The 26,382-nt window shown below is 75.5% G+C and carries 24 protein-coding genes; 12 read left to right on the forward strand and 12 right to left on the reverse strand.

The window, feature by feature from the left end; genetic code table 11:
* Positions 1-8: 8 nt before the first annotated feature.
* The 7 genes from ACWIZO_RS05980 to ACWIZO_RS06010 all read right to left on the reverse strand — a co-directional run bounded on the left by ACWIZO_RS05980 (position 9) and on the right by ACWIZO_RS06010 (position 5,912).
* Positions 9-1,598 carry a SpoIIE family protein phosphatase gene (locus ACWIZO_RS05980; RefSeq protein ID WP_448641591.1) on the reverse strand — a complete coding sequence of 530 codons (1,590 nt, stop codon included), beginning with the start codon at positions 1,596-1,598 and terminating at the stop codon, positions 9-11.
* 150 nt (positions 1,599-1,748) lie between these two features.
* Positions 1,749-2,174, reverse strand: coding sequence for a molybdenum cofactor biosynthesis protein MoaE (locus ACWIZO_RS05985; protein WP_448641592.1), 426 nt, complete (start codon positions 2,172-2,174; stop codon positions 1,749-1,751).
* A complete protein-coding gene (locus ACWIZO_RS05990; RefSeq protein WP_448641593.1) occupies positions 2,171-2,752 on the reverse strand; it encodes a nucleotidyltransferase family protein in 582 nt (193 codons plus the stop codon). Before ACWIZO_RS05990 ends, ACWIZO_RS05985 begins: the two co-directional genes overlap by 4 nt.
* Positions 2,753-2,765: 13 nt before the next feature.
* A complete protein-coding gene (locus ACWIZO_RS05995; protein WP_448641594.1) occupies positions 2,766-3,812 on the reverse strand; it encodes an ABC transporter ATP-binding protein in 1,047 nt (348 codons plus the stop codon).
* Positions 3,809-4,603 (reverse strand): ABC transporter permease, encoded by a 795-nt coding sequence (locus ACWIZO_RS06000; protein WP_448641595.1) that lies wholly within the window; start codon positions 4,601-4,603, stop codon positions 3,809-3,811. Before ACWIZO_RS06000 ends, ACWIZO_RS05995 begins: the two co-directional genes overlap by 4 nt.
* On the reverse strand, positions 4,600-5,391 hold the full coding sequence (modA, locus tag ACWIZO_RS06005) for a molybdate ABC transporter substrate-binding protein (protein ID WP_448641596.1): 792 nt from the start codon (positions 5,389-5,391) through the stop codon (positions 4,600-4,602). The genes ACWIZO_RS06000 and modA overlap by 4 nt, the downstream gene beginning before the upstream one ends.
* Before the next feature lie 125 nt (positions 5,392-5,516).
* A complete protein-coding gene (locus tag ACWIZO_RS06010) occupies positions 5,517-5,912 on the reverse strand; it encodes a TOBE domain-containing protein (RefSeq protein WP_446757836.1) in 396 nt (131 codons plus the stop codon).
* Positions 5,913-6,011: 99 nt separating this feature from the next.
* On the opposite strand from ACWIZO_RS06010, the gene ACWIZO_RS06015 reads away from it, so the two are divergent.
* The 9 genes from ACWIZO_RS06015 to ACWIZO_RS06055 all read left to right on the forward strand — a co-directional run bounded on the left by ACWIZO_RS06015 (position 6,012) and on the right by ACWIZO_RS06055 (position 19,063).
* On the forward strand, positions 6,012-8,336 hold the full coding sequence (locus ACWIZO_RS06015) for a putative bifunctional diguanylate cyclase/phosphodiesterase (protein WP_448641597.1): 2,325 nt from the start codon (positions 6,012-6,014) through the stop codon (positions 8,334-8,336).
* 92 nt (positions 8,337-8,428) lie between these two features.
* Positions 8,429-9,661 carry a DUF2786 domain-containing protein gene (locus tag ACWIZO_RS06020; RefSeq protein ID WP_448641598.1) on the forward strand — a complete coding sequence of 411 codons (1,233 nt, stop codon included), beginning with the start codon at positions 8,429-8,431 and terminating at the stop codon, positions 9,659-9,661.
* A 209-nt stretch (positions 9,662-9,870) separates the two neighbouring features.
* On the forward strand, positions 9,871-11,664 hold the full coding sequence (locus tag ACWIZO_RS06025) for a DUF222 domain-containing protein (protein ID WP_448641599.1): 1,794 nt from the start codon (positions 9,871-9,873) through the stop codon (positions 11,662-11,664).
* 226 nt (positions 11,665-11,890) lie between these two features.
* Entirely contained in the window at positions 11,891-13,603 is a 1,713-nt protein-coding gene (locus ACWIZO_RS06030; protein WP_448641600.1) for a RecQ family ATP-dependent DNA helicase, read from the forward strand.
* A 60-nt stretch (positions 13,604-13,663) separates the two neighbouring features.
* Positions 13,664-13,864, forward strand: a complete 201-nt coding sequence (locus ACWIZO_RS06035) for a hypothetical protein (RefSeq protein WP_446757841.1) — start codon at positions 13,664-13,666, stop codon at positions 13,862-13,864.
* A gap of 4 nt (positions 13,865-13,868) precedes the next feature.
* Positions 13,869-15,260 (forward strand): amidase, encoded by a 1,392-nt coding sequence (locus ACWIZO_RS06040; protein ID WP_448641601.1) that lies wholly within the window; start codon positions 13,869-13,871, stop codon positions 15,258-15,260.
* Positions 15,261-15,369: 109 nt separating this feature from the next.
* Entirely contained in the window at positions 15,370-17,016 is a 1,647-nt protein-coding gene (locus tag ACWIZO_RS06045; protein WP_448641602.1) for a carbamoyltransferase family protein, read from the forward strand.
* Between the two features lie 236 nt (positions 17,017-17,252).
* A complete protein-coding gene (locus ACWIZO_RS06050; protein WP_448641603.1) occupies positions 17,253-17,693 on the forward strand; it encodes a DUF4383 domain-containing protein in 441 nt (146 codons plus the stop codon).
* 158 nt (positions 17,694-17,851) lie between these two features.
* Positions 17,852-19,063, forward strand: a complete 1,212-nt coding sequence (locus ACWIZO_RS06055; protein WP_448641604.1) for an acyl-CoA dehydrogenase family protein — start codon at positions 17,852-17,854, stop codon at positions 19,061-19,063.
* 90 nt (positions 19,064-19,153) lie between these two features.
* Here the strand turns inward: ACWIZO_RS06055 and ACWIZO_RS06060 are convergent, their stop codons facing one another.
* The gene (locus ACWIZO_RS06060) at positions 19,154-19,354 is read right to left on the reverse strand and encodes a hypothetical protein (RefSeq protein ID WP_448641605.1); all 201 of its coding nucleotides are present in this window, start codon (positions 19,352-19,354) and stop codon (positions 19,154-19,156) included.
* Positions 19,355-19,428: 74 nt separating this feature from the next.
* Positions 19,429-19,650, reverse strand: coding sequence for a hypothetical protein (locus ACWIZO_RS06065; protein WP_448641606.1), 222 nt, complete (start codon positions 19,648-19,650; stop codon positions 19,429-19,431).
* Between the two features lie 134 nt (positions 19,651-19,784).
* Here ACWIZO_RS06065 and ACWIZO_RS06070 point away from each other — a divergent pair, with 134 nt between their 5' ends.
* A complete protein-coding gene (locus ACWIZO_RS06070; RefSeq protein ID WP_448641607.1) occupies positions 19,785-20,228 on the forward strand; it encodes a MarR family winged helix-turn-helix transcriptional regulator in 444 nt (147 codons plus the stop codon).
* A gap of 7 nt (positions 20,229-20,235) precedes the next feature.
* Here ACWIZO_RS06070 and ACWIZO_RS06075 read toward each other — a convergent pair whose 3' ends face one another.
* Together ACWIZO_RS06075 and ACWIZO_RS06080 are read right to left on the reverse strand one after the other, a co-directional pair.
* Positions 20,236-20,862, reverse strand: coding sequence for an FMN-dependent NADH-azoreductase (locus ACWIZO_RS06075; RefSeq protein ID WP_448641608.1), 627 nt, complete (start codon positions 20,860-20,862; stop codon positions 20,236-20,238).
* 105 nt (positions 20,863-20,967) lie between these two features.
* On the reverse strand, positions 20,968-22,587 hold the full coding sequence (locus tag ACWIZO_RS06080; RefSeq protein WP_448641609.1) for an LCP family protein: 1,620 nt from the start codon (positions 22,585-22,587) through the stop codon (positions 20,968-20,970).
* Between the two features lie 186 nt (positions 22,588-22,773).
* Here ACWIZO_RS06080 and ACWIZO_RS06085 point away from each other — a divergent pair, with 186 nt between their 5' ends.
* Positions 22,774-23,577: an exodeoxyribonuclease III gene (locus ACWIZO_RS06085; RefSeq protein ID WP_448641610.1), complete on the forward strand. Its 804-nt coding sequence runs from the start codon at positions 22,774-22,776 to the stop codon at positions 23,575-23,577.
* Here ACWIZO_RS06085 and ACWIZO_RS06090 read toward each other — a convergent pair.
* Complete coding sequence (locus tag ACWIZO_RS06090) at positions 23,574-24,140, reverse strand: gamma carbonic anhydrase family protein (protein WP_448641611.1); 567 nt, start codon at positions 24,138-24,140, stop codon at positions 23,574-23,576. The two genes, ACWIZO_RS06085 and ACWIZO_RS06090, sit on opposite strands and share 4 nt — an antisense overlap.
* Before the next feature lie 253 nt (positions 24,141-24,393).
* Between ACWIZO_RS06090 and ACWIZO_RS06095 the strand changes: the two genes are divergently transcribed.
* Positions 24,394-26,352 carry a potassium transporter Kup gene (locus tag ACWIZO_RS06095; protein ID WP_448641612.1) on the forward strand — a complete coding sequence of 653 codons (1,959 nt, stop codon included), beginning with the start codon at positions 24,394-24,396 and terminating at the stop codon, positions 26,350-26,352.
* The last annotated feature ends 30 nt before the right edge of the window (positions 26,353-26,382 follow it).

Below are 26,382 nucleotides of genomic sequence, written 5' to 3' on the forward strand. Positions count from 1 at the left end.
CGCGCAGGTCAGCCGCCCAGGCGGAGGGCCACGAGCGCGACGTCGTCCTCGGGGCGGCTCTGCACCAGCCGCTCGATGAGGTCGTCGCAGAGCTCGTCGAGCGGCCGGTCGGCCAGCTCGCGGGCGGCGGCGACCAGCCGCGCCGTGCCGGTGTCGAGGTCGGTGCCGCGCCGCTCGACCAGGCCGTCGGTGAACAGCAGCACGGTCGTGCCGCGCTCGAGGGTCACCGCCTGCTCGGTGCGCGGGCTCTCGGGGTCGACCCCGAGGAGCAGGTCGCCGGCGCCCTCGGGCAGCGCCAGCGGGGAGCCGCCGGGGTCGAGCACGAGGGGCGGCAGGTGGCCCGCGTTGGACCAGCACATGCGCGCCCGGCCGGCCGCGGCGTCCTCCGCCGTCTGCTCGAAGCGGGCGACGGCCGCCGTAGCGTAGGTGTCGACGCCGAGGGTGGCCATCGCGGTGTCCAGCCCGCGCAGCACCTCGGCGGGGCCGGCGTCGCTGTAGGCGGCGATGCCGCGCAGCAGCGAGCGCAGCTGGCCCATGGCCGCCGCGGCCGCCGTGTCGTGGCCGACGACGTCGCCGATGACCAGCGTCGTCCCCCCGCCGGGCTGGGTGAAGGCGTCGTACCAGTCGCCGCCGACGCGGGCGGCCTCGGCGGCCGGCGTGTAGCGCACCGCGATGCGGCCCAGCGGCGAGCGGCGGGGCCTGGTGAGCAGGCTGCGCTGCAGGGCCTCGGCCAGCTGCCGCTGCCGGGCGAAGAGCCGGACGTTGTCCAGCGCCAGGCCCACCCGGCCGGCGACCTCCCGGGCGGTGAGCGGGTCGACGCGGGAGGTGACGCTGCCGGTGTCGGCGAGGAAGGTCAGCGCGCCGATCACCCGCTCCCGGCCGGGCAGCGGCACGGCCAGCACCGCGGGCGTGCCGAGCTCCCGGTACAGCTCGTGCGCCTCGCCGCCGGGGATGGCGGCCAGCACCTCGGCGCCGCTGGCCGCCACCGTCTCACCGGCCAGGGCCCGGACGACGGGGGCGGCGGCGGGCATCCCGGGCAGGCGGACCGAGGCGTAGCGGACCAGGACGTCGCGGCGCGCGGGGTCACCGTGCCAGGAGCCGAGGTCGCGGGGCCGGCCCTCGTCGTCGAGGACGGTGAGCAGGCAGGCCTCGCCCAGCTCGGGCACGACCATGCGGGGGATGCGGCGCACCGCCTCGGCGAGGTCCAGCGTGCCGGTCAGCTCGGCGCCCACGCGGGCCAGCAGCGCCAGCCGGTCCTGCGCGAGCCGGCGGGCGCCGACGTCGGAGAAGTACAGCGCCAGGCCGCTGGGCACCGGGACGGCCCGCACCTCGAACCAGCGGTCCAGCGGCTCGGGGTGGAACGCCTCGACCGTCTGCGGGTGACCGGTGGCCACCGCCGCGCGGTAGGTGCGGCCGAACTCGTTGTCGACGTCGTCCGGGAACGCCGACCACCACTCGCGTCCGACCAGCTCGTCCCAGGTCCGGCCGACGACCGCCTCGGCGACCGCGTTGACGTAGGTGACCCGCCAGTCGGTGTCGACGGCGACGTAGCCCAGCGGCATCGACTCCAGGACGGGGTCCCGCTGCGGCACGAGCACGTGGCGCACCCTCCGTCCGGTGTGGTGACGGGCCGGCGAGCCCGCGCACCGTTGTGCCACGGGGGCCACGCCGGGTCAAGGTGTCCGGCTGCACGCAGGGGCAGGGGCCGGTCATGGCACGCGGTCACCCCGGTCCGGGGCGTCAGCGCGTCACGGGCAGGCGACCCACTCCTCCTCGCCGTCGGTGAAGACCTGCCGCTTCCAGATCGGCAGCCGCTTCTTCACCTCGTCGACGAGGTCGGCGCAGGCGCGGAAGGCCTCCCCGCGGTGCGCGGCGCTGACCGCGCAGGCCAGGGCGACGTCGCCGATGCCGAGCAGGCCCACCCGGTGGGAGACGGCGACCGCGCGGACCTCGGGACGGGCGGCGAACTCCTCGGCCAGCTCGGTGATGACCTGCGCGGCGGTCGGGTGGCCGACGTACTCCAGCTCGGTCACCGACCGGCCGCCGTCGGAGTCCCGGACCACGCCGGAGAAGGAGACGACGGCGCCGGCACCGGAGTCGGCCACCGCCTGCTCGTGCTCGGCGACCGACAGCGGCTCGTCGACGACTCTGGCGATCAGGTGCCCGGCGATCACGGGCCCGAAGCTACCCCGCCGGGCGGCACGTCGAGGTCGACCGGGTCGGCCAGGCCGGTGCAGTCGACCTCGGTGACGTCGTGCGCGGCCAGGTAGCGGCGGGCGCCCTCGTCGCCGGTCGCGGTCGCGGCCACGCCGGCCCAGTGCTCCCGGCCGAGCAGCACCGGGTGCCCGCGGACGCCGTCGTAGGTGGCGACGGCCAGCGCGTCCGGGGCGGCGTGCGCGGCCACCGCGGCCAGCGCCTCGGGCGTCATCCCCGGCATGTCGACCAGCGTGACCAGGACGGCGTCGACCCGCCCCGGCCAGCCGCGCAGCCCGTCGAGCCCGGTGCGCAGGCTCGAGGCCATCCCGGTCCCCCAGTCGCGGTTGGCCAGCACGGTGGCGCCGTCGAGGTCCGCCGTCCGCCAGACGTCGACCGCCCGGGCGCCGAGGACGACGAGCACCGGGTCGCACACCGCCCGCGCCGTCCGCACCGCCCGCTCGACCAGCAGGCTGCCGCCGTGCTCGACCAGCGCCTTGGGCATCCCGTAGCGGCGTCCCCCGCCCGCGGCGAGGACCAGACCGGCGACCGTGCTCATGCCCGCCACCCTGTCACCGGGTGTAGACGGCGACCTCGGAGGCCTTCACCACCGCCCACACCGGCGACCCCGGCGCCAGGCCCAGCTCGGCGAAGGCGGTGGCGGTGACGTCGGCGACCAGCGGCACCTCACCGTCGAGCTCGCAGCGCACCGTCGAGCCGTGCGGCGTCGCGCCGGCCAGCCGCACCGGCCAGGCGTTGCGCGGGCTGCCCGCGGGCCGTGTCGGGTAGAGCGCGACCGACTCCGGGCGGACGGCCACGAAGACCGGGCCCGCCGCCTCCTCCGCGACCGCCACGCGGCCGCCGCCGTCCAGCCGCACCACCCCGCCCTCCCCCGTGCCCGGCAGCAGCGAGAGGCCCACCAGCCGGGCGACGTAGTCGGTGCGCGGGTGCCGCGCCACGTCGGCCGGGGTGCCGGCCTGCACCACGGCGCCGTCCTCCACGACGAGCACCCGGTTGGCCAGGGCCATCGCGTCGACGGGGTCGTGGGTGACCAGGACGGTGCTGCCCCCGAAGTCGGCGAGGTGGCGGCGCAGCTCGGCGCGGACGGACAGCCGGGTGCGCGCGTCGAGGGCCGAGAGCGGTTCGTCGAGCAGCAGCAGCGCCGGGTCGCCCACCAGCGCCCGGGCCAGCGCCGCCCGCTGCGCCTGCCCACCCGACAGCTGCCCGGGACGGCGGTCCCCCAGCTCGGCCAGCCCCACCCGCTCGAGCCACGCGTCGGCCGCCCGCCGCGCCGCGGCCCTGGGCACCCCCCGCGTCCGCGGGCCGAAGGCGACGTTCTCGCGCACGCTCAGGTGCGGGAAGAGCAGGTGGTCCTGGAAGACCATCCCGAGGGAGCGGCGGTGCGCGGGCAGGTGCACGCCCGCGCCGTCCCAGACCTGCCCGTCGACGGCGACCCGGCCGCCGTCGGGGGGCAGCAGGCCGGCGAGCACCCGCAGCAACGTGGACTTGCCCGCGCCGTTGGGCCCGAGGACGGCCAGCACCTCGGCGTCGGCCACCCCGACCGCGACGTCGACGGTGAGCGCACCCCGGCGGACGACGACCTGCGCGTCCAGGCTCACGCGGCCGCGCCCCGCCCGAGCCAGCGGTCGCGCAGCAGCAGCAGGGTCGCCACCGAGACGACCAGCAGCACCAGGGAGAGCACGATCGCCGCCTGCGGGTCGCGCTGCAGGGCCAGGTAGACGGCGAGCGGCATGGTCTGCGTCGTCCCCGGGAAGTTGCCGGCGAAGGTGATCGTCGCGCCGAACTCCCCCAGCGCCCGCGCCCAGCACAGCACCGCGCCGGCGGCCACGCCCGGGGCGACCAGCGGCAGGGTGACCCGGCGGAAGGTGGTCCAGCGGTCGGCGCCGAGGGTGGCGGCGGCGTCCTCGAAGCGGGCGTCGGCGGCCCGCAGCGCGCCCTCGACGCTGATGACGAGGAACGGCATGGCCACGAACGTCTCGGCGATGACGACGGCGGCGGTGGTGAACGGGATGGTGATGCCGGTGGCCTCCGCCAGCCAGCTGCCGACGATGCCCTGGCGGCCGAGCACGAGGAACAGCGCGACGCCGCCGACGACCGGGGGCAGCACCAGCGGCACGGTGACCAGCGCGCGCAGGACCGCCCGCCCACGCGCCGTGGACCGGGCCAGCACCCAGGCCAGCGGCACGCCGAGCACGACGGAGACGGCGGTGGCGAGCGTCGCCGAGACCAGCGAGAGGCGCAGCGCCTGCCCGACGCCGGGTGCCGTGAGCAGGGTGCCCAGCTGCGACCACGGCGTCCGCACGAGCAGCCCGACCAGGGGCAGGACGAGGAACGCGACGGCGAGGGCGGCGGGGACCAGGAGCGGCGCGGGGGTCCGGGCCCGCCTCACGGGGTGCGGAAGCCGGCGTCCTCGAGCGCCTGCCGTCCCTCCTCGGAGAGCACCAGGTCGACGAAGGCCCGCGCACCCGCGGGGTTCGGAGCGGCGGCCAGCGTGCACAGGGGGTAGTCGTTGACGGCGTCCTCGGCCTCCGGGAAGGGGACGCCCTCGACGGCGTCGCCGGCGGCGGTGACGTCGGTGGCGTAGACCAGTGCGGCGTCGACCTCGCCGAGCTCGACCTTGGTCAGCGCGGCGCGCACGTCCTCCTCCTGGGTGTCGGGGCGCGCGGTCACGCCGGCGGCGGCGAAGACGTCCTCGGCGGCCGCGCCGCAGGGCACCTCGGGCGCGCAGACGGCCAGGGTGAGCTCCTCGCGGCCGAAGTCGGCCAGCCCGGTGATCCCGGCCGGGTTGCCCGCGGGGACGGCGATCTCCAGGACGTTGCCGGTGAACACGGTGGGGTCGCCGTCGGTGAGGCCGGCGTCGGTGACGACCGACATCTGCGTGCCGTTGGCCGAGGCGAAGACGTCGGCCGGGGCGCCCTGGGTGAGCTGGGTGGCGAGAGCCGAGCTGCCGGCGAAGTTGAACTGCACGTCGAGGCCGGCGTTCCCGTCCTCCAGCCGCCGGCCGAGGTCGGTGAAGACGTCGGTGAGCGAGGCGGCGGCGAAGACGGTGACCGTGCCGCTGAGGCCGCCGCCGCTCTCCGACGCGCTCGTCGTCGCCGCGGCGTCGTCTGCCCCTCCCCCGCAGCCGGCCGCCCCCAGGGCCACCGCCGCCAGCACCGCCGCGAACCTCCTGCGCATCGGGTCTCCTCCCCGCCGGGCGGATCTCCCCATCCGCGCTCGCGGGACCATAGCCCAGTCGGCTCCGGACTTGCGGCTACCCGATCGGTAGTGCGTCCGCATCTCCGTGTCCAGCCGTCGCGGCCTCAGGGGACGTCGACGCTGACCTGCGTCGCCTTGACCGTGGCCACCGCGCGGACCCCGACCTCCAGGCCCAGCTCGTCGGCGGCCTCGCGGGACATCAGCGAGACCAGCCGGAAGGGCCCGGCCTGGATCTCCACCTGCGCCATGACGGTGTCGCGGACGACCCGCGTGACGATGCCCGCCAGCCGGTTGCGGGCCGAGGACCCGCGCGTGGTGCCCGGCTCGGGCGCCTCGTGCAGGGCGGCGGCGACGCGGGCGAGGTCGGCGCCGTCGACGACGGCCGGGCCGCCGCCGTCGCGGTGCGCGGGCAGCCGGCCGCTGTCGACCCAGCGGCGGACGGTGTCGTCGCTGACCCCGAGCAGCGCCGCGGCCTCGGCGATCCGGTAGCTGGTCGTCACCGCCGCAGGGTAGGAGCCGGGTGTAGGGCTGCGGACCTGGGGCAGGGAGCAGGCAGCCGGTGCCGGCCCGGCCGCCGGGGACGGGGGGACGCGACGAGCATGCGCCGGTGGCGCGGTCCGCTGACCGTCTCGGTGGTCTACCTCGGGCTCTGGCTGGGCCTCGACGTCGTCGCCAGCGTCTTCCAGGCCCGGCAGGAGGTGTCGCTGTGGTACCCGCCGACGGGGCTCAGCTTCACCCTGCTGCTGGTGTTCGGGCTGCGCTACGCCCCGCTCCTGCTGCTGACCAACCCCCTGCACGGACTGGTGCTGAGCAGCCCGGAGGTGAGCTGGGTCAGCGTCTGGCTCAGCGGCGCGTTCGGCACCGCCGTCTACACGGCCGTGGCCTGGGTCCTGCTCCGGCGACTCCGGATCGACCCCCGCCTGCCCGGTCAGCGCGACGTCGCGTGGTTCCTCGGACTGGCCGCCGTCGCCGGGCCGTTCGTCGTCGCCGTCGTGCAGGTCCTGCAGTACACCGTCACGGGCCTGCTGACCTGGGGGGAGTGGTTCCGGGCCGTCCTCGGCTTCTGGTCCGGGCGCGCCACGGGTGTCGGGGTGCTGGCGCCCGCGCTGCTGGTCGCGAGCCGGCGGGTGCCGGCGCTCTGGCGCGACCGGCCGGCGCTCCCCGGCGCGCCGTGGACCGGACGGGGGCACGGGCACGCCTCCTGGCCGGACCGGGTGCGCCCGCGCCGGCTCGGCCGCCTCGCCGCCCGCCTGCTGGACCAGGAGCTGGAGGTCGCCGGGCAGGCCGTCCTGCTGCTGACGACGGTGTACCTCGCCTACGGCGAGCCGTCGGTCGGCGGCCTGGATCTGGCCTACCTGGTGTACGTGCCGCTCATCTGGATCGCCGTCCGCGGCGGGCTGCCCCGGGTGGCCTTCGCCGTGCTCGTCGCCAACGCCCTGGCCGTGGCACTGGTCGGCCGGGACGTCGTGGAGAGCCCGCTGCGCCTGCAGCTGGGCCTGGTGACCCTCACCCTGGCCGGCCTGACCCTCGGCGCGCTGGTCACCGGCCGGCAGGCGAGCATCGCGGCCGCCGAGCACGCGGCGGTCCACGACTCGCTCACGGGGCTGGCCAACCGGGTCCTGCTCATGGACCGGGTCGACGCCGCGGCACACCGCACCGAGCGCAGTCCCGACGCCCGGTTCGCGGTGCTCTACTGCGACCTGGACGGCTTCAAGGGCGTCAACGACCAGCTCGGGCACGACGCCGGCGACGAGCTGCTCGTGGCGGTCGCGCGCCGGCTGGAGCAGGCGGTGCGGCCCGCCGACCTGGTCAGCCGCCTCGGCGGGGACGAGATGGCCGTCCTGCTCGACGGCGTGACCGGCGCGGAGGAGGCGGCCGGGGTGGCCGAGCGGCTGCTGGCGGCGCTGGCCGAGCCCTACGCCGTCGACGGCCGGGAGGTGGTCGTGACGGTCAGCGTCGGGATCGCGGTCGCCGACGCGGAGGGCCTGGCCGGGCCGCGGCTGCGCGAGGAGCAGGACGCCGCGTCCGGGCCGGACGGGGGCGGCCACGCCGAGGAGGTGCTCCGGGCGGCCGACATGGCCCTGCAGCGGGCCAAGGCGAGGGGCGGGCACCGCTACGAGCTGTTCAACGAGCCGCTGCGCCAGCGGACCCGGGACCGGCTGGGGCTGCGTGCCGCGCTGCGCCGCGCGGTCGGCGCGGGGGCGGTCACGGTCGCCTACCAGCCGATCGTGCGGGTGGCCGACGGCCGGCTGGTGACCGTCGAGGCGCTCGCGCGGTGGCACGACGACGAGCGCGGCGAGGTGCCCGCGGCGGAGTTCATCGCCGCCGCCGAGGAGACCGGGCTGATCCACGAGCTCGGCGCGCAGGTGCTCGAGCAGGCCTGCGCCCAGGCCGCGCGGTGGCGCCGGGTCTTCGGGGCCGCCACCCCCCGCGTGGCGGTCAACGTCTCGACCCGCCAGCTGCTCCCCGCCGACTTCGCGCCCCGGGTGCTCGCGCTGCTCGACCGCGTCGGGCTGCCCGCGGACGCCCTCGAGCTGGAGATGACCGAGTCCTGCGCCGTGGAGCCGGGCGCGCGGGCGGCCCTGGAGCGGTTCACCGCGGCCGGCGTCGTGCTGGCCGTGGACGACTTCGGCACCGGCTACTCCAGCTTCGCCGCCCTGCGCGAGCGGACGCCGCAGGCCTTCAAGCTCGACCGCTCCTTCGTCGCGCGGCTGCCCGACGACCGCCCGACCGACGCGATCGTCTCCGCCGTCCTCGCGCTCGCCCAGCACCTGGGGGCCACCGTCACCGCCGAGGGCGTGGAGACCGAGGAGCAGCTGCGGCGCCTCCGGGAGCTCGGCTGCCCGCAGGTCCAGGGCTACCTGCTGGGCCGCCCGGTGCCGGCGGACCGGATCGAACGGGAGTGGCTCGCCCGTCCGCGGTGATCCGCGGTGCGCCCGCGCGGGCCTGTGGACGGCGGCCGGCCGTCCACAGCGCCTCCGCGACGGCGCCGCGCCGCCGGGAGAGCATCGCCGGCATGGCGACGACGGCGGACGACACCTGGCTGCGGACCCTGCTGCTCGGCGGCGACTGGCACGCCGACGGCGCCGCCGCGGGCGCGGTGGCCGCCGTCCTGGCCGGACGCGACCCGGCGGTCGACGGGTCGGGCGGGGCCACCGGGGCGCTGCTGTCGGCCCTGGCGGACGCGTGGGAGCGGGGCTGGCAGCCGGCCGACGTCGCCCACGCGGTCCGCCGCCGGGCGACCACCCGCGCGGCGCGGCTGGTGGTCGCCCTCGTCGCCGAGGACGCCCGCCGCTCCGACGCCGCCTCCCGGGCGCCGCAGGGCTGGGTCGACCAGCTCCGCGAGCTGGGGGCGCTGACCGCCGGCACCCCGGCCGGCAACCCCGCCGTGGTGGCCGCCTGGCACCGGGCCGAGGGCCGGTCGGCCGGCGAGGCGTGGCGGGAGGTGCTGGTCGTGGCCGCGACGCTGCGCACGCTGGCGCGGATCGACCAGCTGCTGCCGCCGCCCTCGCGCTGGGGCCCGGCGGCGCGCCGGGCGGAGCCGGCGTCCGCGCCCGACGACGCCCGGGCGCTGCGTCGCATCCGGGCGCTGCTGGCCAAGGCGGAGTCCACGGGGTTCCCGGACGAGGCCGAGGCGCTCACCGCCAAGGCGCAGGAGCTGATGACCCGCCACGCGGTCGACTCCGCGCTGCTGGAGGCCGGCGGCGGGGCGGCCCGGACAGGTGTGGACACCCGCCGGGTCCACGTCGACGACCCGTACGTGCGGGCCAAGGTGCAGCTGCTGGGGGCGGTCGCCGAGGCCAACGGCGTGCGGCTGGTCTGGTACCAGGGTCTCGGCATCGCCACCCTGGTCGGCTTCAGCGGCGACCTCGACGCCGTCGAGCTGCTGTTCACCTCGCTGCTGCTCCAGGTCGGCCAGGCCCTCGGGGCCGCGGAGCGGGCGTCGCGCCGGGGGTCGGCCTCCCGCTCGTTCCGCCGGGCGTTCCTGCTCGGTTACGCGAGCCGCATCGGCGAGCGGCTGACCAGCGCGCGCGACCGGGCCGCGACGGCCGCGGCGACGGAGCAGGGCGTGGACCTGCTGCCCGTCCTGCGCTCGCGGCAGGAGGCGGTGGACGACGCGTTCACCGGGCTGTTCCCCCGCGTCCGCAGCAGCCGCGGCCGCTCCTCGGCGGACGCCGCGGGCTGGTGGGCCGGCCGCGCGGCCGCCGACTCCGCCGAGGTCGGCTCCCGCCACCCGCACGTGCACTGACGTCCGGCCGCGTCTGCGCGGCAACGCCCCCCGGCCGCGTCTGCGCGGCAACGCCCCCCGGCCGCGTCTCCGCGGCAACGCCCCCCGGCCGCGTCTCCGCGGCAACGCCCCCCGGCCGCGTCTCCGCGGCAACGTCCCTGCGCTTCTGACCTGCGGTTCTGTCACTGGCCGGCCATAGCCTCCGAACACACGATCGACGAGGAGACGCCGTGCCCGAGCCGAGCAGCACCCCGCACCCCTCCGGCAGCCCGCTGCCCGAACTGGCCCGGGCGATCACCGCCGGCGCCGTCCGGCTGGCGGCCGCCACCGCCGCGTGGCTGCGCCTGGTGGCCGAGTTCGACGAGCGCGACGGCTGGCACGGGTGGGGCATCCGGTCCTGCGGGCACTGGCTGGCGTGGCAGTGCGGCCTGACACCGGGTGCCGCGAGGGAACACGTCCGCGTGGCCCGGGCCCTGCGCCTGCTCCCGCTCACCGAGGCGGCGTTCGCCGACGGCCGGTTGTCCTACTCCAAGGTCCGAGCGCTGACGCGCATCGCGGAGCCCGACACGGAGGGGGCGCTGCTCGACCTCGCCGTCGACACCACCGCCGCCCAGCTCGAGAGCTTCGTCCGCTCCTGGCGCCGCGCCGACCGCGCCGACGACGAGGAGCACGACCGGCCCGAGTCCCGGGAGTCCTTCCAGTACTCCTGGGACGACGACGGGATGCTGACCCTGCGACTGCGGCTGCGCCCCGAACCCGGCGCCGAGGTGCTGGCCGCCATCGAGTCGGTCGCCGAGCGCGAGGCCCGGCGTGAGCGGGCGCAGAACGTGCGCACCCGGGAGGTCGGCCCGGCCCCGGGATCGGACTGGCAGGAGCGGCAGGAGCTGCACCGCCGCTGCGCGGACGACGACGAGCTGGCCGGGCTGGCCCACGAGCGCACCACCGCCCGCCGGCTGAGCGCGCTCGCCTCGCTCGCCCGGGCCGGGGTGGACGCCGACCGCCGTCCCGGCGACCCACCCCGGCGCGAGGTCGTCGTGCACGTCGACGCCGCCGTCCTCGCCGACGACACCGCGGCCGGCCGGGCGCACCTGGAGGGCGGTCCCGCCCTGACGCCGGCCCAGGCCCGGCGCATGCTCTGCGACGCCACAGCCGTGACCATGCTGGAGCGCGGCCGCGAGCCCCTCGCCCTCGGCCGCGGACGGCGACGCGCCAGCAAGGGACAACGGCAGGCGCTGCTGCGCCGCGACGGCGGCTGCGCACGGCCCGGCTGCCCGGAGACGCGCGTCGAGCGACTCCACGCCCACCACCTGCGCCACTGGTCCTTCGGGGGTCGCACCGATCTGGACAACCTCGTCCTGCTCTGCGACGTCGACCACGGCCTGGTGCACGACCGTGACCTGGTCGTGGCCCGGGTCGACGGCCGGCTCGTGGTCACGGCACCGGACGGGCGGCACGTCTGGGGCACGGCCGACGCGGCCTTCCACGGCGGCCTGGACGGCCTCGACGACACCTCGCACCCCCGGGACGCGGCAGTCGAGCCGACGACGCTCGACCCGTTCACCGGCGTCCACCCGATCGACGACGAGGTCGGCCGGCGGCCGGTGCGCGTCGCCCGCCGGGCCGAGGACGCCCAGGGGACGCGGTCGGCTCGTCGGAGACGGGCCGCGGCCGGACGGCAGGGCCTCCGCGCCGGGAGACGTCCGAAGCGCCGATCGCTCCGGCCGAGGACAGACTCCGCCGCCGGTGAGCACCCCTCCGCCGGCCAGCACCCCTCCGCCGGTCTGCACCCCTCCGCCGGTCTGCGCTCCGGCAGGATTCCCGGCCTGCCGCACCGGAGGAGGTACGCGGCGGAGGGCACTGCCGCGATGGGCAGGGTCCTGTTCCCCGCGGGTGAGCCGGCGCTCCCCGACGTGCTGCCCGCGAGCGGCGAGCGGATGGACCTGCGGTACGCGGTCGGGGTCCTGATGGACCACCGCGACCGGCTCCGCCGCCTCGCGGCCGGGGACGGGGCGTCCGACACCTGACGGCCGGCGTTCCCGCGGAGACGCGACCCAGCCGATCCCGCCGCATTCCCGCCGCGTTCCCGCGGAGACGCGACCCAGCCGATCCCGCCGCATTCCCGCCGCGTTCCCGCGGAGACGCGACCCGGCCGATCCCGCCGCGTTCCCGCGGAGATGCGACCGAGCCCGCGGAGCCCAGCGTCCAGCAGCGCTCCGTTTGCCGATCTCGGGCCCCGGGCAGCGCGTGCCGGTGCCCCGAGAGAAGCAGGACAACCCCGCCGGCGGCTCGGCCTCCGTCCGCACCCGCCGGCTGCGCGAGACGGCTCGCGACGTCCTCGGCTTCGACGACTTCCGCCCGGGGCAGGAGCGCGCGATGCAGGCCGTCCTCGCCGGCCAGGACACGCTGGCGGTGCTGCCCTCGGGAGCCGGGAAGTCGGCGGTCTACCAGGTGGCCGGGCAGCTGCTCGACGGTCCGGTGCTCGTCGTCTCGCCGCTGATCGCGCTGCAGCGCGATCAGGTGGAGCGGCTCGACGAACTCGGGGACGCCGTCGGCCGCGCCGCCCAGCTCAACTCCAGCCTGTCGGCCGGCGACCAGCGCGCAGCCCTGGAGGGGCTGGCGGACGGAACGGTCCGCTACCTCTTCCTCGCACCCGAGCAGCTGGCCAAGTCCGAGGTGGTCGACGCCGTCCGCGACGCCGGCCCGGCGCTGTTCGTCGTCGACGAGGCGCACTGCGTCTCCGCCTGGGGCCACGACTTCCGCCCCGACTACCTGCGGCTGGGCCAGGTGGTCGAGCAGCTCGGGCACCCGACGGTGCTGGCCCTCACCGCCACCGCCGCCCCGCCGGTGCGCGCCGAGATCCTCGAGCGGCTGTCGATGCGCGACCCGGAGGTCGTCGTCGCCGGGTTCGACCGGCCGGAGATCCGGCTGGAGGTCGACCACCACGCCGACGCGCACGCCAAGCGGCAGGCGGTGCTCGACCGGGCGGCCGGCGAGGTCGAGGCCGGCCGCGGCCCGGGCATCGTCTACAGCGCCACCCGCAAGGGCACGCTGGACCTCGCCGAGGCGCTGACCGAGCGCGGGCTGCGCGCCCGGGCCTACCACGCGGGCCTGAAGAAGAGCGAGCGCGAGGACGCCCAGCGCGCGTGGATGGACGACGAGCTCGACGTCGTCGTCGCCACCACCGCCTTCGGCATGGGCATCGACAAGCCCGACACCCGCTTCGTCGTCCACGCCGAGCCGGCCGACTCGGTCGACAGCTACTACCAGGAGATCGGCCGCGCCGGTCGCGACGGCGACCCGGCGCTCGCCGTCCTGGTCTACCGGCAGGAGGACCTCGGCCTGCGCCGCTTCTTCGCCGCCGGCGCCCCCGCCGAGGAGGAGCTGCAGCAGGTGGCCGGGCTGGTCGCCGCGGCGCCGGCCGCCGGGCTCGAGGAGGGCGTCGACGTCAAGCAGCTGCGCGAGGAGACCGGCCGTCCTGCCACACCCCTGGCCCGCGACCTCAACCTGCTGGAGCAGGTGTCGGCCGTCGTCCTCGACGACGAGGGCGCCGCCCACCCGGCCGAGGGCGCGCCGTCCCCCGGCGAGGCCGCGGCCGCCGCCCGCGAGCTGGCCGAGCACCACGAGCGTGTCGACCAGAGCCGGGTCGAGATGATGCGCGGCTACGCCGAGACCACCGACTGCCGCCGCCAGTTCCTGCTCGGCTACTTCGGCGAGCAGCTCGACGAGCCCTGCGGCAACTGCGACACCTGCTCCGCCGGCACCGCGCAGGAGCACGCCACCGTCATCGACGCCGACACCCCGTTCCCACCCGAGACGCCGGTCGTGCACACCGAGTGGGGGCCGGGGATGGTCATGCGGGTCGAGGACGACCGCGTCGTCGTCCTCTTCGACGAGGTCGGCTACAAGACCCTCGCGCTCAAGGCGATCGAGGCCAACGACCTGCTCCAGGTGCGCGGCGGCTGAACGTCCCGACCTCGGGCATGCTGTGCCGCACGTCACACCCGACCCCGGAAGAGGTGGCCCATGGCCCCGGCAGAACGGTCGCCGCTCGGCGACGAGGCCTTCGACCAGCTGCTCGCCCACGCCCGTCTGGACCTCAGCACCGAGCGGCGGGCCGCGGCGGGTCCGGCCGTGACCATGGTCCTCGGGCTGTACGACAGCCTCGACGAGATCGCCGTGGGCGAGACGCCCCCGGCCGCCGCCTTCGACGCGCGGTGGGCGTGAGGACGTGCAGCCCTCCGAGCTCGACATCGCCGAGGCCGCCCGCCAGATCGAGCAGCGCACCCTGTCCCCGGTCGAACTCGTGCAGTCCGCGCTCGACCGCATCGAGGCGGTCGAGGACAGGCTGAACGCCTTCGTCGTCGTCACCGCCGAGCAGGCGCTGGAGGCCGCGCGGCAGGCGGAGCGGGAGATCGCCGACGGCGGCCACCGCGGGCCCCTGCACGGCATCCCGGTGGGCATCAAGGACCTCTACGACGTCGCCGGCCTGCCGACCACGTCCAGCTCCGCGGTCCGCGCCGAGCACGTCGCGACGAAGGACTCCGCCTGCGTGGCCCGGCTCCGCGACGCCGGCGCGGTCGTGGTGGGCAAGACGCACACCCACGAGTTCGCCTACGGCGTGCTGACGCCCACCACCCGCAACCCCTGGGACACCGGTCGCGTGCCGGGCGGGTCGAGCGGCGGCTCGGGCGCCGCGGTGGCGGGCGGGGAGTGCCTGATGGGGATGGGCACCGACACCGGCGGCTCGATCCGCATCCCGGCGTCGGTGTGCGGCACCGTCGGCCTCAAGCCGACCTACGGCCGCGTCTCGCGCCACGGCATCACGTCCCTGTGCTGGTCGCTCGACCACGCCGGGCCCCTCACCCGCACCGTGCGCGACGCGGCCCTGACGCTCCAGGCGATCGCCGGCTTCGACGCCCGCGACCCGGGCTCGGCGTCCGAGCCCGTCCCCGACTTCACCGCCGACCTGGAGGCCGGGGTCCGCGGCCTGACGCTCGGCGTGCCGACCACCTACTTCTTCGACGACGTCGACCCCGAGGTGGAGTCCGCCGTCCGGGAGGCCATCGGCGTGCTCGAGGCGCAGGGAGCGACGCTGCGGGAGGTGGAGATCCCCTTCGCCGAGCAGATGATGGCCGTCGAGTTCGGGGTGCTCATCCCGGAGGCCAGCGCGTACCACCAGGAGATGCTGCGCGAGTCCGGGGAGCTGTACACCGACGACGTCCGGGTGTTCCTCGAGGCCGGCGAGACGGTGCTGGCCACCCAGTACATCAAGGCCCTGCGCGTGCGCACGCTGGTGCAGCAGGCGTTCCGCCGCGCCTTCGAGGGCCTCGACGCGCTGGTGTGCCCGACCCTGCCCGCCGCCGCGGCCGAGGTGGGGCAGCAGACCTTCACCTTCCCCGGCGGGAGGGAGAAGGCGGTGATCGACGCCTGGGTCGGCCACTCCGCCCCGGGCAACGTCACCGGCCTGCCGGCGCTGTCCGTCCCGTGTGGCTTCACCTCCGCCGGGCTCCCCATCGGCCTGCAGGTCATCGGCCGGCCCTTCGACGAGGCCGGTGTGCTCCGCGTGGGACGGGCCTACGAGTCGGCGACCGACTGGGGGACGCGGCGCCCCCCGCTCTAGGCCGGATCCGGTCACCGCACCCGGTGCTCACCCTGCGGGACCGCGGGGAGAAGTCGATGATCAAGGCCGGAGAGCCGGGCACCGAGCCCGGTGCGGGAGGAGAGCGCACGTGAAGGTCCTCGGCATCAACGCCATCTACCACGACCCGGCGGCGGCTCTGGTCGTCGACGGACGCGTCGTGGCCGCGGCCGAGGAGGAGCGGTTCAGCCGGCGCAAGCACGGCAAGCGCCCGCTGCCGTGGAGCGCGTGGGAGCTGCCCGAGCTGTCGGCGGCGTGGTGCCTGGCCGAGGCGGGCATCCGCCCCGAGGAGCTCGACGCCGTCGCCTACTCCTTCGACCCGGCGCTGATGGTCACCCCGGAGGAGACGGGTCTCTTCGACGACGGCGACGTCATGCGCAAGCGGTACGCCGAGATGGCGCCGGACTTCCTCGCCCACGCGCTGCCGGGCCTGGACCCCGCGAAGGTGCACTTCGTCAAGCACCACGTCGCGCACGCCGCCTCCGCCGGCAAGGCCGCCCCCCAGCGCGACAACGCGGTCCTCGTGCTCGACGGCCGCGGCGAGGCCCACAGCCACCTGGCCGGCCGCTACGTCGACGGGCAGCTGGACATCCTCGCCGGCCAGGCGCTCCCCCACTCGCTGGGCCTGATGTACGAGGAGCTCACCGACCACCTGGGCTTCCTGCGCAGCTCCGACGAGTTCAAGGTCATGGCGATGGCCTCCTACGGCAAGCCGCGCTTCCTCGGCGAGCTGTCCGAGCTCATCCGCGCCACCGACGACGGCGGCTTCCGCACCGAGCGGATCGACTTCGCCGAGTTCGCGCCGCGCCTGGGCAAGGACGAGCCGTGGACCGAGGACCACGCCGACCTCGCCGCCAGCGTCCAGACCCGGCTGGAGGAGGTGCTCGTCGACCTGGCCCGCTGGGTGCACGAGCAGACCGGCGAGAAGACCCTCACCCTGGCCGGCGGCACCGCGCTCAACTGCGTGGCCAACACCCGCATCCTCGCCGAGAGCCCGTTCGAGGAGGTCTGGGTGCAGCCGGCCGCCGGCGACGCCGGCACCGCGCTGGGCAGCGCGCTGCACGTGGCGCACGAGCTCGGCGAGCGCACCGAGCCCATGCCCGGCGCGGCGCTGGGCCGCGGGTGGAGCGACGACGAGATCGAGCGGTGGCTGCAGACGGCGGCGATCGACTACGAGCGCCCGGACGACGTCGCCGAGGCCGTCGCGGAGGTGCTCGCCGACAACGGGATCGTCGCCTGGTTCCAGGGCCGCAGCGAGTACGGCCCGCGCGCGCTGGGCCACCGGTCGCTGCTGGCCCACCCCGGGTACGAGGCCAACCTCGAGCGGATGAACGACGTCAAGGGCCGCGAGCAGTTCCGTCCCGTGGCACCGATGGTCCTGCTGGAGCGGGCCCCGGAGATCTTCAGCCGCGGCCCGATCCCCTCGCCGTACATGCTCTTCGTGCACGACGTCGCCGAGGAGTGGCGCGACCGGATCCCCACGGTCACCCACGTCGACGGGACGGCGCGCATCCAGACGATCGACCCCGCGACCGAGCCGCTGGTGCACCGCGCGATCGCGGCGTTCGAGCGGCGCACCGGCATCCCCGTCGTGGTGAACACCAGCCTCAACACCGCGGGACGGCCGATGGTCGACGACCCGCGCGACGCCCTGGAGTGCTTCGGCTCGGCCCCGGTGGACCTGCTGGCCATCGGCCCGTTCGTCGTCCGCCGCTCCCGCCCGACGCCGAGGCCCTGAGCGGCTGCCGGGCCCGCCCGCGAGCGGGCCCGGCAGCCGGCATCCCCCCACGGGGTGAGGACGCCGAACCGGGACGGCGGTGGCGCACGAAGACCGCCTGCACCACCGCCCCGCCGGTCACGGTCCGGACACGACGCTCCTCCGTGTGGATGAGTTCCGGTTCCCGCCGACTCGCCGGGGTACCCGCTGGAACAGAGCGCGCCACTCGGTTGCGCACAACACACTCGGAGGACCCCATGGCTTCGTCCGGTCACACCGGCGCCCGTCCGGCCAAGACCTGGCCGCAGACCCTCGCGCTCGCCTTCGGCGTCGTCTACCTGCTGGTGGGCATCGTCGGCTTCTTCGTCACCGGCTTCGACTCCTTCGCCGACAACGCGCAGGACGAGATGCTGCTGATCTTCATGATCAACCCGCTGCACAACATCGTGCACATCGTCATCGGCCTGGCCGGGATCGCGCTGTCCCGCACCCTGGCCGGCGCCCGCACCTACGGCTGGCTGCTCGCCGTCGGCTACGCGGCGGCGTTCGTCTACGGCCTCATCGCCATCAACCAGACGTGGGACTTCCTCAACATCAACGCCGCCGACAACGTGCTGCACATCGCCACGGCCGTCGTCGGCCTGGTGATCGCCCTCGGCCCGGTCAACGACCGCATCGCCCGGCCGTCGCGCGCCTGACGCACGGGCCCTCCTGAACGGGGGCCATCCGGGTGGGACACCGGGAGCCGGGCACCTCACGGGGTGCCCGGCTCCCGGCGTCCTGGCTCCCGGGAACGAGGCGGAACGGGGCCGGACCCCGGTGCGACGACGGTCACGCAGCGGGCTACCTTCCGAGCATGGACTTCGCCCTCTCCGCCCGAGCCGAGGACGTCTGCGGCCGGATGTGGGACTTCATGCGTGAGCAGGTCTTCCCCGCCGAGCCGGTGTACGACGCCTGGCGCACCGAACGCGGTCACGACGACCACGGACACCCCCCGGTCCTCGAGGACCTCAAGAAGGAGGCCCGCGCCCGCGGCCTCTGGAACCTCTTCCACCACGAGCTCGGTGGCCTCACCAACCTCGAGTACGCGTCCGTCGCCGAGATCATGGGCTGGTCGCCGGTGATCGCGCCGGAGGTCACCAACTGCGGCGCCCCCGACACGGGCAACATGGAGACGCTGATGCTGTTCGGGACGCCCGAGCAGAAGCAGCGCTGGCTCGAGCCGCTGCTGGAGGGCGAGATCCGCTCCGGCTTCGCGATGACCGAGCCCGACGTCGCCTCCTCCGACGCGCGCAACATCCAGACCTCGATCGTGCGCGACGGCGACGAGTACGTGATCAACGGCCGCAAGTGGTGGACCAGCGGTGCCGCCGACGAGCGCTGCCAGATCTTCATCGTCATGGGCAAGACCGACCCCGAGGGCGCGCCGCACCGCCAGCAGTCGATGGTGCTCGTCCCGCGCGACACCCCGGGCCTGGAGATCGTCCGGCACCTGCCCGTGTTCGGGTACCAGGACCAGCACGGCCACTCGGAGCTGCGCTTCACCGACGTCCGGGTGCCGGTGTCGAACATCCTCTCCGGCGAGGGCGACGGCTTCATGATCGCCCAGGCGCGGCTGGGCCCCGGCCGCATCCACCACTGCATGCGCGCCATCGGCATGGCCGAGCGGGCGCTGGCGCTCATGGTGGACCGGACCCAGAAGCGGGTCGCCTTCGGCCGGCCGCTGGCCGAGCAGGGCACCGTGCGCGAGGCGATCGCCCTCTCCCGGATCGAGATCGACCAGGCCCGCCTCTACGTGCTCAAGGCGGCCGACCTGATCGACAAGTTCGGGGCCAAGGGCGCCCGGACCGAGATCTCGGCCATCAAGGTCGCCGCCCCCCGCGTCGCCCTCGACGTCATCGACCGCGCCATCCAGGTGCACGGCGGCGCCGGCGTCAGCAACGACACCGTGCTGGCCCGCTTCTACGCCAGCGCGCGCACCCTGCGGATCGTCGACGGCCCGGACGCCGTGCACATCCGCGGGGTCGCCAAGGAGGAGCTCGCCCGCGAGCGTCCCTGGGTCGGCTGAGCCCCGGAGCCACAGCTCCCCCGCACGACGACGGGGCCGGCACCTCGGCGAGGTGCCGGCCCCGTCGCACGTGCTGGCCTCCCCGCCGGCTCAGGGGGACAGGCTGGTCCCGAAGCCCGCGGCCGCGAGCTTGGCCATCAGCTGGGTGCGGTCGAGGCCCACGTCGGACAGGGCGTCGGCGTCGCGGTCGGTGTCGATGTCGTCGGGCAACCCGTTCTCCACCGCGTCCGCGGTCGAGTGGTCGCCCTCCGTTCGCAGGATCTCGAGCAGTCGCTTCTTCTGCAGCTCCACGCACGTCCTCCGTCCTGGGGTCCGCTCGGTCCCCGGAGTGTGGTGCCCGTCACGGCCGCACCGCAACGCGGAGCTCAGCGCGCCTGGCGCGACCGGCGCAGCAGGGACCCGCCGACGGCGAGCAGGACGACGCCCAGGGCCAGCTGCGCGACGCCGACGACGGTGCGGTCGCTGGCGAACCACGTCGGCGAGGACAGCAGCAGCACCACGCCGATGCCGAGGACCAGCAGCGCGACCAGCCGCTCCCGCCGCGCCGTCGTCCCGCCGTCCCCAGCCCGTGCCGGACCGCCGCCCATCTCGCCTCCGTCCCGCCGGCCCGCGACCGGCTGCTCCGACCGAGCCAACCAGACGGCGGGTGGCAGGCCGCGGGGGGTCGGAGGCGGGCCGACGTCCCGGCCGCCCGCCCCGGCGTCCTCGCTAGGGTCGGGGCGTGGCGGAGCCGGTCGACCGGGTGCTCCCGTGGGCCCTGCTGCTCCGGGTCCACGCCGCCGTGCTCCCGCAGCTGGAGCGCGCCCTCGCTCCGCACCGGCTGCCCCTGGCCTGGTACGACGCCCTGCTCGAGCTCAACGCCGCGCCCGGGCGCCGGCTGCGGATGAGCGAGCTGGGGGCTCGGGTGGTCCTCAGCCGGGAGCGGGTCAGCCGGGTGGTCGACGAGCTCCAGCGCGCCGGTCTGGTGCGGCGCGAGCCCAATCCCGACGACCGGCGGTCGCTGTTCGCCGTCCTCACCGACGCGGGCCGGGAGCGGCTGCGCGCCGCCGCCCCGGACTACCTCGCCGGCATCGAGGCCCACTACACCCGCCACCTCGACGACGAGGAGATCGCCGTCCTCTCCCGCGCGCTGGCCCGCGTGCTGGAGGCCGAGGAGCGGCGCTGAGGCCGCCTCAGAAGGTCTTGCCCGCGTCGCGGGCCTGCGCGTGGGCCAGCCCCCGGCGGACGTCGACGTCGTCGGCGACGAGGTCGGGCCGCAGGTGGATCTCGGTGACGTCGGTGATCCCGGCCCAGTGCAGCCAGTCGGTGAAGAAGGTGCTCTGGAAGTCCGACCCGAACGCGGGGCCGCGGCCGGGCCCGTACACGGCGCTGGTGTAGACGACGGCGGCCTTCTTGCCGGTGAGCAGGCCTCGGTAGCCGGTGTCGGGGTCGAAGCCGAACAGCAGGCCCGGCTGGCTGACCACGTCGATGAACTGCTTGAGGACGTAGGGCACCCCGGCGTTCCACATCGGCACGCTGAACAGGTAGCGGTCGGCGGCGTCGAAGCGGCGGAACGTCGCCTCGACCGCCCGCCAGGCCTCGGCCGCCTCACCCTGGGGCTCCTGGCCGGCGAAGAGGGCCATCTTGCCGGCCGTGGCCGCAGCGCCGAAGGCCGGGAGCGTGCCGTCCCAGAGGTCGAGGGTGTCGACCGGGACGCCCGGGTGGGTCTCGGCGAAGGCGGTCAGGAAGGTGGTGGCCAGCGCGCGGGACTCGGAGGCCGATCCGCGCGGGGAGGCGGCCACGTGCAGCAGGGCGGACATCGGAGGTCCTCTCGGAAGGATGTGTGCGGACGCACGTAGTATGCTCAGGTGCGTGCGCACGCACAAGCCCTGAGGCTATTCCCACCGACGGCTGGTCCCCGCGGCTCAGCCGTTCTTGCTCGGCGGCTCGCCGGCGTCGAGGGCCGCCTGGGCCCGGACCGGGTCGTAGGCACAGGCGTCACCGACCTCGGCGGCGGGCGTGGTGGTCGGCGCTGCCGGCGTCTGCCCGGCGGTGGCGTCCCCGGCGCCGGCCGCCTGGTCGCCGGACCCCGCGGGAGCCGTCGAGGACGCCGCCGGTGCGGCAGAGGCAGCTGCCGCGGCCGCAGGCGCCAGGGAGTCGGACACGATCCGGCGCATCAGGTCGTAGTCGGGGTAGGCGGGGTCGATCAGGCTGGTGTCGAAGACGACGCTGCGCACCTCGGCGTCCTTGACCAGGAAGGCCAGGTCGACGAAGTCGTCGAGCGCCGAGCGCGGGATGTCGGTGCTGACGATGTCCTGCGTCGTCTCCGCGAGCTCCTGGTACTGCTCGAGCAGGGTGATCGGGTCGGCCGCGTCGATGATCGCCTTGATCGCGCAGCGCTGCCGGTCCATCCGGTCGTAGTCGGTGAGCCCGTACCGGCCCCGCGCGAACTGCAGCGCCGTGTAGCCGTCCATGTGCTGGTCGGGCCCGGGGGCGATGTAGTCGTCGGGGAGTTCCTCGCCGGTGATGCCGTTGATCGGCACGTAGTAGTTGACGTTGACCGTGATCCCGCCGAGCGCGTCGACCAGCCGGCTGAACCCGTCGAGGTTGACCAGGACGAAGTAGTCAATGTGCAGGCCGAGCGCCTCGCCGACACCGAGCTTGAGGAAGTCCGCGCCGGGGTCGTCGGTGGGCCCGAGGACGTCCGGGTGGGCAGCGGGCCCGTTGCGGTAGACGGAGTTGAGCAGGCTCTCGCTCTCGCTGCCGGCGTCGAAGCCGTTCGGGTAGAGCGCGGCCAGCGGGCTGTCGGCCGGGAACGGCAGGTCCTCGAGGTTGCGCGGCAGGCTGAACAGCGTCGTGTCGCCGGTGTCGGTGTCGATGCTGGCCACGATCACCGTGTCGGTGCGCACGCCCTCGCGGCCCTCGCCGCCGTCGCCGCCGAGCAGCAGGACGTTGACCCGCTCCTTGCTGCCGAACGGGTCGGCGGCGTCGTCGACGGTGGCCGACTGGCGGTCGTCGCCGAACACGCCGTCGAGGAGGCCGCGCTGGGCCACCGCCACCGTGCCGACCCGGTAGGCCGGGTAGGCGATCGCGGCGACCAGGGCGACGACGAGCAGCGCCCCGACGGCGAGCCTCGGGCGCGAGCTGCGCCGCGGCAGCAGTGACCGGTAGCCGGTGACGACGACGAGGACCCAGACGAGGGCCACCGCGACGATCCCGGCGAGGACCCAGTCCAGGCTCGTGGAGTCGACCAGCAGCCGCGCCGCGGTGCGCTGCCCGGCCGTGGCCAGCCAGACGCCGCCGGCCACGAGCAGCAGGAAGACGACGAGGACGGCGAGACCCAGCTTCCGGCGTCCGGAGGCCAGGAAGGCGGTCCCCGGGACGACGGTGTTCGCGACGGTCAGCCCGAGGACGGCGCCCAGGGACCGCGACCCGGGTCGCCCGTGCCCGGACCCCTCGTCGCGCCCGCGGGCCGTGGCGCCCGGCACCGGCGGGAGGGCCGGCGCGTCGCCGATCGGGCGGGTGAGGTCGTCGCGGTCGGTCACGACCGCACCCGGCGGGCAGCCGGGGTCCGCGTCGTCCAAGGCGTGGTCATCCGGCCATCGTCCCACCGGTACCTGTCAGTCACGGCGGCTCGGTACCCCGTGAACGCGCAGGTCACCCGGGAGGACGTGACCGTGGTCCCCTGCCGGAGCCGTCCCGGGCGGCGGCTCTCGTTACGCTCGGGTGCCGTGCGCCTCGCGACCTGGAACGTGAACTCCGTCCGCACCCGCGCCGACCGGGTGGTCGCCTGGCTGCAGCGGCGCGACGTCGACGTCCTGGCCCTGCAGGAGACCAAGTGCCGCGACGACCAGTTCCCCACGGAGCGCTTCACCGAGCTGGGCTACGAGGTCGCCCACGTCGGCCACTCCCAGTGGAACGGGGTCGCGGTGCTCTCCCGGGTCGGGCTCTCCGACGTCGAGGTCGGCTTCCCCGGGATGCCGACCTGGAGCACCAAGGAGGGCGCCGACCCCACCGAGGAGGCCCGCGCGCTGGGTGCCACCTGCGGTGGCGTGCGGGTGTGGAGCCTCTACGTGCCCAACGGCCGGGCGCTGGGCGACCCGCACTACGACTACAAGCTCGCGTGGCTGGCCGCCCTGCGCACCGCGGCCGGCGGGTGGCTGGCCGCCGACCCGGGCGCCCAGGTGGCCCTCGTCGGCGACTGGAACATCGCCCCCCGGGACGAGGACGTGTGGGACATGAGCGTCTTCTCCCACTCGACGCACGTCTCCGAGCCCGAGCGGGCGGCGTTCCACGCGGTCGTGGACACCGGGTACGCCGACGTCGTCCGGCCGCACGCGCCCGGCCCCGGCGTCTTCACGTACTGGGACTACACGCAGCTGCGCTTCCCGCGGCGCGAGGGCATGCGGATCGACTTCGTCCTCGGCACGCCGACGCTGGCCGGGCGGGTGACGAACGCGCTGATCGATCGCGAGGAACGCAAGGGGAAGGGCGCCAGCGACCACGCCCCCGTGGTCGTCGAGCTCGCCGACTAGGGACCGGGCGGCCTGTCCACCCGGCCGTCACCGGCCGGGTGGTCGAGCCGCTGCACACCGGCCGCGTGCCGGCGGGCGAGCTCCTGGTAGATCGACGGGTTGCCGTCGACCCACACCGCGGCGCCCTCCGACAGCGGCCCCCGCACGCGCGCCGGGGCGCCGACCACGAGCACCTCGTCGGGCACCTCCATGCCCGGCGGCACGAGGCTGCCGGCACCGACGAGCGCCCTTCGGCCGATGCGGGCGCCGTCCTGCACGGTCGACCCGTTCCCGACCAGCGCCTCGGCGCCGATCACCGACCCGTGGACGACGCAGACGTGCCCGATGGTCGCGCCGGGCCCGACCTCGGTGACCGGGTCCTCACCGCCGTGCAGCACGGAGTTGTCCTGCACGTTGGCCCCGGCCCGGACGACGATCCGGCCGAAGTCGGCCCGCAGCACCGCGCCGTACCAGATGGACGCGCCCGCCTCGACGACGACGTCGCCGACCAGCGTGGCCGTCGGGGCCACCCACGCGTCGGGGTGCACCTGCGGCGAACGGCCTTCGAAGGAGAACAGCGGCACGGTCCCGCAGCGTAGGCACGCCCGCGCGCGGGCCGGGACCCGGCGGTCTCGGACCGGCCGGGGGAGGGACGGCGACGTCTGTCACGCACGTGGGCCGACGTCGGCGGACACTCCTGGTGGTGCACGTGCCTCGAGCCAGGAGGTGTCCGGTGACGAGCACGCCGATGTCGGTCGGGCCACCTGCCGTGCGCACGGCGGACCGCGTCCTCCCCGCCGACGGCCTGCGGCGCCTCTCCGGGAGAGGGACGCCGTCGTGACCGGTTCCTCGAGGGCTCCTGGCGTCACCCCGCCCCGGCCCGCCGATCCCCCCGCCGCGCACCCCGCAGGTCGTGCGGGCGCCGGCGGCCTGGTCCTCGCCGCGCTGGGCATCGTGTTCGGCGACATCGGGACCAGTCCGCTCTACGCCCTGCAGACGGTCTTCTCCATCGACCACGGTGCGGTCCGGCCCACCCCGGGCGACGTCTACGGCGTCATCTCGATGATGTTCTGGTCGGTCACCCTGATCGTCTCGGTCAAGTACGTCGGCGTCCTCATGCGCGCGGACAACGACGGCGAGGGCGGGGTCATGGCCCTGACCGCCCTGGTGCGGCGCCTGTACGGGAGCCGCAGGCGACGCACGGGGCTGCTCGTCGTGGTCGGCATCCTCGGGGTGTCGCTGTTCTACGGTGACTCGCTGATCACCCCCGCGATCAGCGTGCTGTCCGCGGTCGAGGGCGTGCACGTCGCCACCCCGGCGCTCGGGCACGTCGTCGTGCCGGTCGCCGCGGTGATCATCACCGCGCTGTTCACGGTGCAGCGGTTCGGCACCGGCCGGGTGGGGTTCCTGTTCGGGCCGGTCATGCTGCTGTGGTTCGCGGCGCTCGCGGTGGCCGGCCTGCACGGCGTCCTCACCCAGGCCGACGTCCTCACCGGGCTGTCCCCCACCTACGCCGTCCTCTTCGTCGCCGAGCACCCGGGCACCGCGTTCATCGCGATGGGCGCCATCGTGCTGGTCATCACCGGGGCGGAAGCGCTCTACGCCGACATGGGGCACTTCGGCCGGCAGCCCATCCTGCGCGCCTGGTTCGCCGTCGTGCTGCCCGCGCTGACGCTGAACTACCTCGGGCAGGCCGCGCTGATCCTCCACCACCCCGAGTCGGTCTCCAGCCCGTTCTTCCTGCTCATGCCGGCGTGGGCGCGCCTGCCCATGGTCCTGCTCGCCACCGCCGCCACCGTCATCGCCAGCCAGGCGGTCATCTCCGGAGCGTTCTCCTTGTCGCGCCAGGCGGTCCAGCTCGGCCTGCTGCCCCCGGTCACGGTCCGGCAGACCTCCGAGCACGAGGCCGGGCAGATCTACCTGCCCGGCGTCAACGCGTTCCTCTTCGTCGGCGTCCTGGTCGTCATGCTGTCGTTCCGGTCGGCCGAGCGGCTCGCCACCGCCTACGGCGTGTCCGTGACCGGGGCTCTCGTCATCGACACCGTCCTGCTGCTCATGGTGGCGCGCGCGCTGTGGCACTGGCGCCCGTGGCAGCTGGCCCTGGCCGCGGTCGCCTTCGGCGGCCTGGAGGCCACCTTCCTCTCGGCCAACCTGTCGAAGGTCGCGCACGGCGGCTGGCTGCCGCTCGCCATCGCGCTCGCCGTCTTCACCGTGATGACCACCTGGCGCCGGGGACGCGAGATCGTCGCGGCCAACCGCAGGAGGCAGGAGGGGTCGCTGGCCGACTTCGTCGAGGACCTGTACCAGCGGCCGCTGCCCCGGGTGCCCGGGATCGCGGTGTTCCCGCACCCGGGCAAGGACACCACCCCGCTCGCGCTGCGGGCCAACGTCGAGCACAACAAGGTGCTCCACCACGACGTGCTCATCGTCTCCGCCACGTCGGCCAACGTCCCGCACGTGCCCGTCGCGGAGCGGTTCGAGGTCGACGACCTCGGCCACACCGACGACCGCATCCAGCACCTCGCGGTCCGTTTCGGCTTCTCCGACGACCCGAACCTGCCGGAGGCGCTGCACCACGCGTGCGAGGCCGGCCTGTTCGAGGGCGGCCTCGTGGACGCGTCGGCGGCGTCCTACTTCCTGTCCCGCGGGCCGATCCGGCGGACCTCCGCGCGCGGCATGGCGCAGTGGCGCAAGGTGCTGTTCCTGGTCCTCGCGCACAACGCGGCCGACCCCGCGGCCTACTTCGGCCTCCCGGTCCACCGCACGGTGACGATGGGCAGTCCCGTCGACGTGTAGCCGCCGGGCGGCGTCACGCCCGCCCGCTCG

Source organism: Geodermatophilus sp. URMC 63, from assembly GCF_053502565.1.